At 72.5% G+C, this 12,823-nt stretch carries 5 protein-coding genes; 2 read left to right on the top strand and 3 right to left on the bottom strand.

Annotated elements, in window-relative coordinates:
• Positions 1-35 precede the first annotated feature (35 nt).
• Positions 36-2,489 carry a X2-like carbohydrate binding domain-containing protein gene (locus AB0I29_RS23345; protein WP_357486222.1) on the bottom strand — a complete coding sequence of 818 codons (2,454 nt, stop codon included), beginning with the start codon at positions 2,487-2,489 and terminating at the stop codon, positions 36-38.
• 229 nt (positions 2,490-2,718) lie between these two features.
• Between AB0I29_RS23345 and AB0I29_RS23340 the strand changes: the two genes are divergently transcribed.
• Both AB0I29_RS23340 and AB0I29_RS23335 read left to right on the top strand, forming a co-directional pair.
• Positions 2,719-5,226: a glycoside hydrolase family 2 protein gene (locus AB0I29_RS23340; protein WP_357486218.1), complete on the top strand. Its 2,508-nt coding sequence runs from the start codon at positions 2,719-2,721 to the stop codon at positions 5,224-5,226.
• A 153-nt stretch (positions 5,227-5,379) separates the two neighbouring features.
• Positions 5,380-11,661: a S8 family serine peptidase gene (locus tag AB0I29_RS23335; RefSeq protein ID WP_357486214.1), complete on the top strand. Its 6,282-nt coding sequence runs from the start codon at positions 5,380-5,382 to the stop codon at positions 11,659-11,661.
• Between the two features lie 54 nt (positions 11,662-11,715).
• Here the strand turns inward: AB0I29_RS23335 and AB0I29_RS23330 are convergent, their stop codons facing one another.
• On the bottom strand, positions 11,716-12,165 hold the full coding sequence (locus AB0I29_RS23330) for a hypothetical protein (RefSeq protein ID WP_357486212.1): 450 nt from the start codon (positions 12,163-12,165) through the stop codon (positions 11,716-11,718).
• Between the two features lie 151 nt (positions 12,166-12,316).
• Positions 12,317-12,793, bottom strand: a complete 477-nt coding sequence (locus tag AB0I29_RS23325; RefSeq protein ID WP_357486209.1) for a hypothetical protein — start codon at positions 12,791-12,793, stop codon at positions 12,317-12,319.
• Between the last annotated feature and the right edge of the window lie 30 nt (positions 12,794-12,823).

Here is a 12,823-nt window from a genome sequence, read left to right as displayed (position 1 = left end):
CTCGGGGGACCTGAGCGTCTGACACGTCGGGGGTGTCAGCGCGAGAAGCGGAAGCCGTCGCTCCGGATCGGCGCGTCCGAGCCGTTCACCACCACGATGCGGTGGCTGCCGGGCTTGAGGCCGGAGACGGAGTACAGCTCCTGCTGCGTACGGCGGGCCGCGGAGCTCGTGTCCACGGTCTGCTTGAGCACCCCGTCCACGTAGACGTGCACGGGACCCTGGTCGGGTGCCGTCGGCGCGATCCACGTCACCCCGGTACCCGTGAACGTGAGGTCGGTCCAGGCCTCGCCACCGGCGGTGTGCACGTCGTCGGCGGCGTCGCCGCGGAACGCGAACGTCAGCGCGGTGTCGCCCGCGGGCAGGGCCGTGAGGAACCCGGCCGACAGCACGACCGCCTGGCCGTCGGCGGTCCAGTCCGTGCCCCGCTCCAGGACGGTGTCGCCGTGCCGGATCGCGGTGAGCTCACCCGGGTCGCGGGCCAGCTCGACGCGGGTCGCCTCGGCCTGCTCGTCGGGCACCACGATCGCGTTCGGCGTCACCAGGTTCTCCTGCTCCACGTCGATCCGGTCCAGGAGCATGAACCGCCCGGACTTCTTCTCCACGCGCAGCGTGTGCTCGCCGTCCGCGAGGTCCGACGTCGTCCACACCGCCTGCTGGCTCTCGCGCGGCGTCCCGGCCGGCAGTGACGCGTCGACCGTCTCGACGAGCTCGCCGTCGAGGTAGACCGCCACCTCGCCCTGCGACTCGTCGCGCTCGGTCACGTACGTCACGCCGGTGCCGCGGAAGGTCAGCTCGAAGGCGTCGCCGTCCTTCTCGGTCCAGTGCACGTCGTCCTCGTGGTCGCCCAGCCCGCGGCCGGTGCTGTGGCTCCAGCTCCCGGAGTAGGAGATCTCGGCGGCGTCGTCGTTGAGCTGCTCGACGCGGGCGTCGGTGTCGCCCGGCGCGGGCGCCTCGTCGCCGTCCGCCACGACCGAGACCGCGAGGTCCTGCGACGTCGCCGCGACCTCCTGGTTCCCGTTGCGCTGCCAGTCGCCGCCGTAGCCCACCTGGAGCACGTCGTCGTTCACCGTCGACACCGCGCGACCGGCGGGCGTGACCCGCAGCAGCCGCACGCCGTGCGGCGGCACGTCGGTGGCCGTGAAGCCGTCGGTGAACGAGCCGAGGTTCTTGCGCGCCCACACGTCACGTACCTTGTGGCCGCCGTCGGCGAGCCCGAGGTCCGTCCAGTCGGCCGTTATGTCGGCGTCGGTCGAGCCGAGGTTGAAGAGCCCGACCACGTACGAGCCGTCGTCCTGCAGCGAGTACCAGACCTGCCGCTTGCCCGCCGTCGAGACGGGGTGCGCCGGGATCGCGGCCTGGTTGATCGCGATGACCTCCTCGTTGGTCAGCAGGCTCAGGCCGAACGTGTCGAGCTGCGTGAGGTCGTTCCCGGTGTACATCGGGGCCGCGGAGATGGCCCACAGGCTGGTCGCGGTGCGGCGCTCGTCCTGCGTCAGGCCGTCCATGCGGCCGTTGCCGACGTTGAGCGAGTCGAGGTCGCCGAACCCGCCCGGACCGGTGTGCCGCCACCACTGCTCCGCCTTGGGGAACAGGCGCGCGATGTTGGGCCACGTGGTCAGGGCCTCGTTCTCGCAGTAGCACTCGACGTCCCAGTCGACCCGCCAGCCGTCGGCCTTCTCCTTCCAGTAGTCCGCGTAGGCCGGGTCGAGCGCCCAGGACAGCTCGAACCAGATGCCGCGGCCGTGCAGCGCGTCGGACCAGGCCGCGACGTCGCGGCGGGCGTCGAGCGACAGGTCGGAGATGCCGGAGCCGGGGGTCACGCTGTCGAACTTGACGAAGTCGACGCCCCAGTCGTCCAGCAGGGCGCCGATGGAGTCGATGTACTTGGTCGTGCAGGGGTCGTCGAAGTCGAGCGCCCAGCCGATGCCCCAGTAGTCGGCGCGGGTCAGCGGCTGCTTGACGATGTCACCGGTGCTGCAGCCCGGCGCGTTCCAGACCGGCAGGTCGGCCTCGTACACCTCGGGCCCGATGCCCGGGATGAAGTACAGCCCGAACTTCTGGCCGTTGTCGTGCACGTGGTCGATCACGGCCTGGAGGCCGTCCGGGTACAGCGACGTGCTGGGGGTGGGGCGGCCGTACTCGTCGACGCCGTCGTTCCAGCCCGCGTCCACGTTGATGCGGTCGTAGCCGTAGCGCTGCAGATTGGTGTGCATGGCGTCCGACTGGGCGATGAGCTGGTCGGCGTCGATCCAGCGGCCGTCGCCGCTGTAGACCTGCATGCTGAAGCTGCTCCAGCCCATGTACGGCGCCGTGGCGAGGTCGCCGGGCTCGACGCGGGGCACGGGCGCCGGGGGCGTGGGTGCGGGGTCGGCGGCGGCCTCGGCCGAGGAGGCCGTGGCGACCGCGGGAGCGGCGGAGCCGGCGGCCACGAGGCCGACGAGGGCGAGTCCGCACAGCGCCTGCCGTAGCAGGCGTCGGGGGCTTGTCATGGGTGCTGCTCTCCATCCTTGACGAGGATGCGCGTTGGCGACGTGCGGAACGGCACTGTTCCAGGCGCTGGACGCAGCCCGGCGGGCGATACGTCCTTTTTTGACGCGATCAAATAACCACAGCCCGGACCCTCCGCGCAAGGGCTGGGCGGGACTTGCTTGACAGCGGAAAGAAATTCCTGGAACGCTCGTCCCGCTCTGCCCGATCCGAGAATCCCTGGTGGCCCCCATGCTCACGCGCACCGCCGCGCCCGGTCCCTGGACCCTGCACCTCGACACCGCCGGACCCGACGCGGACCCCGCGGTCCTCGCCGGTCTGCCCGTCCCGGCCACGGTCCCCGGCACCGTCCACACCGACCTGCTGGCCGCCGGGCTCATCGAGGACCCGTACCTCGACCGCAACGAGCTGCTGACGCCGTGGATCGGCCGCTCGCGCTGGCGCTACGAGACGACGCTGCCGGCGGCCTCGCTGCCCGTCGCGCCGGGCGCGGAGCGCACCGACCTCGTGCTCGACGGTCTCGACACGCTCGCCACGGTGTACGTCGACGGCGCGGAGCGCCTGCGCACCCGCAACATGTTCCGCTCCTACCGCGTCGCCCTCGATCCGGCCGACGACGCCGGTGCGGCCGAGGTCGCGGTGGTGTTCGACGCGCCCTGGGGTCCCTTCGACGAGCTCGACGAGGACACGCGGCGCGCGTTCGACTCGCCGTCGGCGCACATCCGCAAGATGGCCTGCAACTTCGGCTGGGACTGGGGTCCCACGCTGGTCACCGCCGGCATCTGGCGCCCCGTGCGCATCGAGTCGTGGTCGGTCGCGCGGCTCGCCGAGACGCGGGTCGAGGTGCGCGCCGAGCGCGCCGGGGCCGGCTGGCGCGGCGTCGTCGAGGTGGGCGTGGAGCTCGAACGGACCGCGACGGCGCACGACGTCGCCCTGGTCGTGCGGGTGGCGGGCGCCGAGCGGAGCGTCGTGGTGCCCGCCGCGGAGACCTCGGCGCGGCTCGTGGTCGAGGTCCCGGTGGCGGACGCCGACCTGTGGTGGCCGCGCGGCGCCGGCGCGCAGCCGCTCCACGACCTGGAGGTCGAGCTGCTCGACCGGGTCACGGGTGAGGCGCTCGACCGCGACGACCGGCGGGTCGGCTTCCGCTCCGTCGAGGTGCGCCGGGACCCGGATGCCGACGGCGAGTCGTTCGCGTTCGTGGTCAACGGGCGCCCGGTCGCCGCGCTCGGCTTCAACTGGATCCCCGACGACTGCTTCCCGCACCGCGTCACGCACGACGACGTCGCCGCCCGGCTGCGCGACGCTGGCGAGGCGAACGCGAACATCCTGCGCGTGTGGGGCGGCGGCCTCTACGAGTCGGACGACTTCTACGCGCAGTGCGACGAGCTCGGGTTCCTGGTCTGGCAGGACTTCGCCTTCGCGTGCGCGCCGTACCCGGAGCACGAGTGGATGCTGGAAGAGGTCGAGGCGGAGGCGCGCGAGAACGTCGTCCGCCTGATGTCGCGCCCCTCGCTGGTGATCTGGAACGGCAACAACGAGAACTGGCTCGGCTGGGACGACTGGGGCTGGAAGGAGCGCCTCGGCGACCGGCCCTGGGGCGAGCGGTACTACCTGGACGTGCTGCCGCGGGTGGTCGCCGACGTCAGCCCGCACGCCTTCTACTGGCCCGGCAGCCCGTACTCGGGCACCCCGGAGGTGTACTCGAACGACCGCTCCCGCGGCGTGGTGCACCTGTGGGACGGCTGGAACGAGCAGGGCTACCAGGTCTTCCTTCAGGACCGGGCGCGGTTCGTCTCCGAGTTCGGCTGGCAGGGCCCGCCCGCCTGGCGCACGCTGACGGACGCCGTGCACGACGACCCCCTGCTGCCGGACTCGGCCGGCGTGCTGCACCACCAGAAGGCGGTCGACGGCTCCCTCAAGCTGTCGCGCGGCCTGGCGCCGTACTTCGACGAGCCCACCGGGATGGCCGACTGGCACTGGGCGATGCAGCTCAACCAGGCGCGCGCCCTGACCTTCGCGATCGAGCACTTCCGTTCGCTGCGCCCGCTGAACATGGGCTCGATCGTGTGGCAGCTCAACGACTGCTGGCCGGTCGCGTCGTGGGCGGTGGTCGACTCCGCCGGGCGGCGCCGGCCCGCCTGGTTCGCGGTGCGCGCCGCGTTCGCGCCGCGGCTCGCGACGATCCAGCCGCGCGACGGCGGCCTCGCGCTCGTCCTGGTCAACGACGGTGTCGAGGCGTGGGCGGGGACGGCGACGGTTCGCCGGGTCGGCCTCGACGGCCGCGTGCTCGCCGAGCAGCCGGTCACGTTCGAGGTCGGATCGGTGGCGGGCACGACCCTGCCCCTCGACCCGGCGCTGGGCACCCCGGGCGACGCCGGCGCCGAGCTCCTGGTGGCCGACGTCGACGGCGCGGCCCGCGCCTGGCGGTACTTCACCGTGGACCGCGACCTCGCCTACCCGCGTCCGCGGCTCGACGTCAAGGCGGTGCCGCTCGACGGCGGCGACGTCGAGGTCACGGTCACCACGGACACGTTCGTGCGGGACCTGACGCTGCACGCCGACCGGCTCGACGCCGGGGCCGCGGTGGGCGACGCGCTCGTCACGCTGCTGCCCGGGGAGTCGGCGACCTTCCGGATCGCGGGAGCCGACCCGGCGCTTGCCGGGACGCTCGCCGGGACTCTGGCGGACACGGTCCAGGGCGGCGAGGTGCTGCGGCACGCGGGCGACCTGGTCGCCTGACGTCGCACGTTCGGGAGCCGCCGAACTTCTCATCTGTGCAATTGCGCTGGTCAGCAGCGTGATTGACCTTGTGGCCGTCGTCGTCGGGGGCGCAGATTTGCGCTCATTACCCCACGGCGGGGCAAAGCCCCGGCCACGAACCATGGAGTGAACGTGCCCCCAGCTCATCCCCATCCGCGCAGGGCGGTGGCGGCGACCCTGTCGGTCGCCACCGTCCTCACCACGGCCCTGTGGGCCGTGCCGTCGGCGGGGGCCGCACCCGCCGCCGACCCGACGCCGCCCGCCAGCCGGGACGAGGCGGCCGAGAAGGTCACCGACGAGGTGGCGAAGACGCTCGCCGAGGAGGTGCGCGCCGACTTCTGGGTACAGCTCGCCGACCGGCCGGACCTGGAGCCCGCCAAGGACATCGCCGACTGGGGCGCGCGCGGGCAGTACGTGTACGACGCCCTGGTCGAGAACGCCGAGGAGTCGCAGTCCGGCGTCATCGCCCAGCTCCAGGCCGCGGGTGTCGACTACCAGACGTTCTGGATCAGCAACGCGATCCACGTCCAGGACGGCACCGAGGCCCTCGCCGAACGTGTCGCCGCCAGCAGCGACGTCGCCCTCGTGCACGAGGAGATCGCGATGGAGCTGGTGGACCCGCCGACCGAGTCGGCGGACCCGACCGGACGCACGGCGGCCGGCGAGCGGGCCACGCAGGCCGCCGAGGCCGCGGAGGGCTCCGTCACCTGGGGCGTCGACGCCATGAACGCCGACGACGTCTGGGACCTCGGCTTCACCGGTGAGGGCATCACCGTGGCCGGGTTCGACACGGGCGTGGACCTGGAGCATCCCGCGCTGCGGGCCACGTACCGCGGCACGCAGCCCGACGGCTCGGTCGAGAACGACTACAACTGGTTCGACCGTCCCGGCTTGTGCGGCGGCTCGCCGTGCGACCCGATCATCAACCAGGTGGGCGGCCACGGCACGCACACGATGGGCACGATGGTGGGCGACGACGGCGCGGACCACCAGATCGGCGTCGCGCCGGGCGCCCGGTGGATCGCGACCAACTGCGTGGACCGGTGCGCCAACTCGATGGAGCGTGCCGACTACCTGCGCAGCGCGCAGTGGCTCCTGGCGCCCACCCGTGCCGACGGCAGCGACCCCGACCCCGCGATGCGTCCGCACGTGGTGAACAACTCCTGGGGCATCCCGCAGTCGCAGGAGGAGACCCTCCCGTTCGCCGACTGGATGGCCGACGAGACCGAGGCGTGGGAGGCAGCCGGGATCTTCGGCGTCTGGGCCGCGGGCAACGAGGGCGAGCTGGGCTGCCAGTCCGGCCGGCTCCCCGCGCGCTACCCGCACACCTACTCGGTGGGCGCGTACGACGCCGCGGGCGACATCGCGTACTTCTCGTCACGCGGGCCGGGCACCGACGGCAAGATCAACCCGAACATCGCGGCACCCGGCGTCGACGTGCTCTCGTCGCTCCCCGGCGGCGGCTACGGCGCGGGCTCCGGCACGTCGATGGCGGCCCCGCACGTGGCCGGCGTCGTGGCGCTGCTGTGGAGCGCCGTGCCCAGCCTGGTCGGTGACATCGAGAGCACCAAGACCCTGCTGGACGGCACCGCGCACGACACCGAGGACCTGACCTGCGGTGGCACCGCAGAGGACAACAACGTCTGGGGCGAGGGCAAGATCGACGCCCTCGCGCTCGTGCAGGAGGCCCTCGCGTCCGGCGGCGCCGGCACCCTGGCCGGTACGGTGACCGACACCGACGGCGAGCCCGTCGCGGGCGCCACCGTCGCCGCCGAGGGCCGCCACTCGCCCCGCACCGTCACGGGCCGCGACGGCAGCTACTCGATGAGCGTGATCGCGGGCGACTACGAGGTCACCACCAGCGCGTTCGGCTACCTGTCCGCCTCCGGGGAGGCGACGGTCGCCGTCGACGAGACGAGCACGCTCGACGCGACGCTCACCGCCGCGCCGCGGCACGACGTGACCGGCACCGTGGTGGACCCGGACGGCGCGCCCGTCCCGAACGCCGACGTGACCGTGGACGACACCCCGCTGGACCCGGTCCGCACGGGCGCCGACGGGACCTTCACCGTCCCGGCCGTCCCCGAGGGCGACTACACGCTCGACGTGCGCCCGAACGCCTGCCTGTCGCCCGCGACCACGGCGCTCGCGGTGGACGGCGCCGAGTCCCTCACCGTCACGGTCGACCGCGTGGTCGACCTCGGCGGGTACACCTGCGCGGTGTCCGAGGGCGAGTACCGCCGGGGCACCGACCGGGTCGAGATCACGGACGGCGTGTGGGTCGACGTGGCCCTGCCGTTCCCGATCGCCTTCTACAACGGCACGCACGAGACCCTCAACATCGGCCAGCGCGGCGTCATCACGACCAGCGCCTCGGACACGGCGGGGCCGGGCAGCGGCGGGGCGGCGATCTTCCCGTTCTGGATCAGCCGGCCGCTGACGATCGACGAGCAGGGCGGCGTCTACACGGGCACGACCACCGTCGACGGCCAGGACGCGTTCGTGGTCGAGTACCGGAACGTCCAGGCCGAGGCCGTCGACAACGTCACCACGGCCCGGATCAGCTTCTCGGTCACGATCACGCGCTCCGGCACGGTGATCATCGCCTACGGCGACGGCGTGGGGGAGAACGGTCCGCTCAGCGCGGGCTCGACCGCCACCACCGGCATCCAGGGCTGGGCGGGCGTGGACGGCATCCGGTTCTCGCAGGACGCCCCCGTGCTGCGCGACGGGATGGTCGTCACCTACGACCTGCCCGACTTCGGCTACCTGGACGCCACCGTCGTCGACGAGAACGACGGGCTGCCGGTCGAGGGCGCAGACGTCGACTTCGTCCGGGACGGTCGCCTCGTGGAGAGCGTCGTGACGAACGGGACCGGGCTGGTGCACCGCCAGCTCCCGACCGGCGACTACACGATGACGGTCTCCGCGCCGGACTACGGCACGCGGTCGTACGAGTTCTCGCTCGACGAGCTGTACGACGCGGCCGAGGTCGACGCGCGCCTCGCCACCGGCATCGCCGACCTGGCCGCCGACGGCCTGGACACGGTGCTCGGCACCGACCAGCACGGCAAGGGTTCGCTGACGCTGACCAACACCGGCTCGGCCCCGGTCACGTTCGATCTGGCCGAGGTGGGCCGCCACCCCGAGCTGGACGCGACCGGCGCGACCACGAGCACCCTGACGGGCACCGCGAGCAGCATCGACCTGGCCGCCTGGGAGGCCGGCGCCTCGGGGCGGCACACGGCGTCGAACGCGGACGGCGGCGCCGGGAAGGAGGGCGGGACGGGCGACACGGCCGCCGACACGCTCGCCACGGACACGCTCGCCGGCGGCGACGTGATCACCCGGTTCAAGCCCGCCGGGAACGGTGAGGGCGAGCCGTCCGGCCTCGGCTACGACGGCGACGTGTGGGTCCACGACTACGACGCGAGGACCAACACGGCCTTCACCGTCACGGGCAAGAAGGCCGGCAAGACGTTCGCGGCCGACTGGAACCCGGACTACCGGGCCTTCGACATGGCCTTCGACACGCTGACCGGCGACATGTGCCAGATGGAGGACAGCCCGGCCAGCTACATCCACTGCTTCGACACCGAGACCGGCGAGAAGACGCGGGAGATCAAGGGCGACTGGTCCACCCTGCAGCTGACAGGTCTCGCCTACGACGCCGGCCGGGACGTGTTCTACGTGGGCGGCCGGGTCAACGGCATGATCGGCACGGTGGCCGGCACCTCGCACGAGACGCCGGGCGCGCTGCTGTCCTTCTGTGCGCCGCCCCTGCCCCAGGTCATGGGCCTGGCGTACAACGAGGCGTCCGACACCATCTGGTACACCGACCGCTCCAGCGGGCGCAGCCGGCTGCTCCAGGTGGACCCGGCGGACTGCTCGCTGGTCAACGCCTGGTGGTTCCCCGGCGCCCGGCCGTACCAGGGTGGCGGTCTCGCCACCGACGTCAGCGGTGCCCTGTGGGCCACCGACCAGATGTCGGACGAGGTGCTGCTCGTCGACGTCGAGGACGACCAGGTCACCGACCTGCCGTGGCTGTCCCTGTCCACCACCCGCGGCACGCTCGCACCGGGGGAGTCGACCACCGTCGACGTCTCCGTCTCCACCGAGGGCGTCGAGCCCGGGACGCTCGCCGCGAACATCGTGGTGCGGTCCGACGCGGGCCGGCAGTCCAAGGAGTACGTGCCCGTCACCGTGACGGCCACCGGGTACCAGGTGGCCGTGAACGCGGGCGGGCCGGACGTCACCGACGGCGCGGGCTTCGCCTGGTCGGCCGACCGGGCCCACCGCGACGGCGGCTGGGGCTACGAGGGCCGGACCAGGACCGTCTCCACCCGCTCGGCCATCGCCGGCACCTCGGACGACGCGCTGTTCCAGACCCAGCGCACGCCGCAGCGCCGGGACCTGACCTACGTGTTCGACGACGCCCCGGCCGGCACGTACCGGGTCGACCTCGGGTTCGCGGAGATCGAGCGGGCGGCACGCGGCAAGCGCGTGTTCGACGTGCTCGTCGACGGGTCCCTGACGCACTACGCCTACGACCCGGCGGGCACCGCCGGCCAGCGGACGGCGGACGTGCGCACCGCCGTCGTCGAGCACGACGGCGGCCCGCTGACCGTCGAGCTGCGGGGGACCAACGGCCTGCGGTCCCCGAGCGTCGCGTCGCTGCTGGTGACGCTCGACCCGCGCGAGGCGGAGGCACCCGAGGAGCCGGCCGAGCCGGAGCAGCCGGAGGACGTCCCGGTGGCACCCGCCGGCCGCACCTACGAGGAGAAGGTCACCACCGGCATGTACCGAGAGGGCACGGTGCAGGCTCCGTGGACCGGCACCAGCGGGTGCGGACCGCTCTTCTTCACCTTCGACTTCCCCTTCTACGACACCACGTGGGACGGGGTGTGCGTGTCGCCCGCCGGCATGCTCACCTTCGACCGCGCGCGCAGCAGCTGGGGGAACACCGACCTGCCGTCGTCGGCCCCGGTCGACGCCCTCTACCCGTTCTGGGACGACCTGGAGGTCGACGACGCGGCGGGCATCTACCTCGGCGTGACCGAGGTGGACGGCCTGGACGCGCAGGTCATCGAGTACCGCGACGTGACCTTCCAGGACGCCCCCGGGGAACGGGTCAGCTTCTCGGTCACCCTCGTCGCGGACGGCCGCATCCAGATCGGCTACGGGGACGGCGTCGGCGGCGAGAACCCGCTGACCAAGGGCTCCTCGGCGACGATCGGGGTGGAGAGCCTGACCGGGGCGCACCAGGTCTGGTCCTACGAGCAGCCCAGGCTGACCGCGGGCACGGGCCTGGAGTACACCCTGCCGACGTCGGGCACGATCGAGGGAGCGGTCACCGACGCGAACGACGGGAAGCCGGTCGCGGGTGCCGTCGTCACGCTCACCGCGCCGGACGGCGGCACCCGGACGATCACCACCACCAGGGAGGGGCTCTGGAAGGCCCAGGCCGTGCTCGGTGAGAGCACGGTCGAGGTCTGGTCGCCGAACTACGTGGCCGCCACCGGCACGGTGACCCTCGGCGAGCGCGGCCAGGCCGGGACGCTGGACACCGAGCTGGCCACGGGCGTGGCCGAGGTCTCGGGCGACGAGCTCGACTGGCTCCTCGGCCCGGACCAGACCGCGACCGCCGAGGTGAAGGTGACCAACACGGGCTCGGCGCCGCTGAAGGTCTCGTTCACGGAGCAGGAGCGCGGGCAGGGCGGGGCCGCGGACCTGCCCTGGCTGGCGCTCGCCGGCCCTGCGCTGGAGGGCCCGACGGTGCTCGCGATCGGCGAGTCGACGACGGTCAGGGCGACGGTGGACACCTCGGGGACGACGCCGGGTGAGCTCACCGGCGACGTCCTGGTGGCGTCCGACGCCGGCCGCGTACCGGAGCGGGAGCTGCCCGTCACCCTGGGGTCGTCGGCCTACTGGCTGGGCGTCGACGTGGGCGGCCGGGGCCTCACGGGGGCCGACGGGACCGTCTGGTCCGCCGACCAGGCCTTCGACGCCAGGCGGCACAGCGCGACGTGGGGGTATGTCGGAGGCAAGGCACGGTCCACGCGGGCCGACATCGCGGGCACGGTGGACGACCAGCTGTTCCGTACCCAGCGGACCGGCCCCACGTTCTCCTACGTGTTCGAGGACGTGCCCGCCGGCACCTACCGCGTCGGGCTCGGCTTCGCCGAGCTCGACCGGGTCCCGGTCGGCGGGCGCGCGTTCGACGTGCTGGTGGACGGCGAGGCGGTGCTCTACGAGCACGACGTGCAGGCCTCGGTGGGCAGGCTCGCCGCCGACACGCACACCGCCACCGTCGCGCACCCCGGCGGCGACCTGACGGTCGAGCTGGTCGGCGAGCTCGGTGACGGTGACCCGGTGCTCAGCTCGCTCACGGTGCGGGAGGATCCGCGCGGCTGATCAACGGCCTGAGGCAGGTCCCGCCCCCGCGCGGGACCTGCCTCAGGTGCTGACTCATCGGGTCGAGGACGCGCCCGCGCTGAACGACGCGACGAACCGCGCGACGAGCTCGCGCAGCTCGGACCGTTCGTGCACCTGGCGCCCGAGGAGCAGGGCCGCCTCCTCGCGGTGGTGCTCGGGGCAGTACGCCCGGACCTCCGCGGCCTCGAAGAGGTCCCACGACGGCATCATGTTGGACAGCCGGCCGGCGCGCACGAACGCCGTCGCGGGGGCGAGGTCGTCGAAGAATGCCCACCGGTCCGTGAGGTCGACCGCGGCCCCGCGGCAGATGCGGACCTCGGCGGTCTCCAGCGCCCCGGGCAGGGCAGGCTGGTCGACGACGGCCGCGTATTCTCCGCCGCCCCCGCCCGTCCGGGCGTACCAGCCGTCGGCGACGTCCTCGCCGTAGGCGCGGCAGACGGGCGTCAGGAGATCGCGGTCGGGTGCGGTGGTGGTGAGTTGCATATCGCTCCTTCACATAGCATTGCCCGGGTTTCTCCTCGCGGAGTTCCGGTTGGAAGTTCCATGCAAAAACATGGAGTCCTGGTCATTTTTCACCCTGCGTGCGGAGCGATATGGGGGGTGCTTCGCCGGGGTTCGATCGGGGTTGTGCGGCCTATCCGGCGGCCACGGCCGCCGGCCCGAAGCGGGCCCAGTCGACGGATGAATCCAGCATCCTGGTCAGCCCGATTCGATTGACGGGTATTTTCTCGTCCTGGATCAGATCCTCCAGTTCTTTGTCCCAGGTATCGGTCGTCGCCACCACGAGTCGGGTCGTGAACGGGGCCTTGTTCGACGCCGCGAGGAATGCGGCGACATCCGGCCTCGACAAAGGCCGTGCCGGATCGTGGAATGCGCACTGCACGGCCACCAGGTTCTCTGTGTCCTGCTCGCGCGCGACCAGGCTGATCCCGTTGCCGGGGCCCTCGTGGCCGGGCCATTCGTCCCATGACCACACCGTGTCGAACGCGCCGGCCCACTCCGCGTCGGAGCGCAGGAATGCCTTCATCAATTCCTCGAACTTCTCGTCCCGGTCGGTCTCCGACTCCGACCTGAGCAGGTAGTCGTCGAGGAGGTCCTCAAGTGCGGTCATGCGGTCATTCTGTCAAGGGTGCTGCGTAAC

It is taken from the genome of Promicromonospora sp. NPDC050262, from assembly GCF_040655935.1.
Lineage (GTDB): Bacteria > Actinomycetota > Actinomycetes > Actinomycetales > Cellulomonadaceae > Promicromonospora.
The sequence above is the reverse complement of the archived record's forward strand: the minus strand, read 5'-3'. Positions and strand labels throughout refer to the sequence as shown.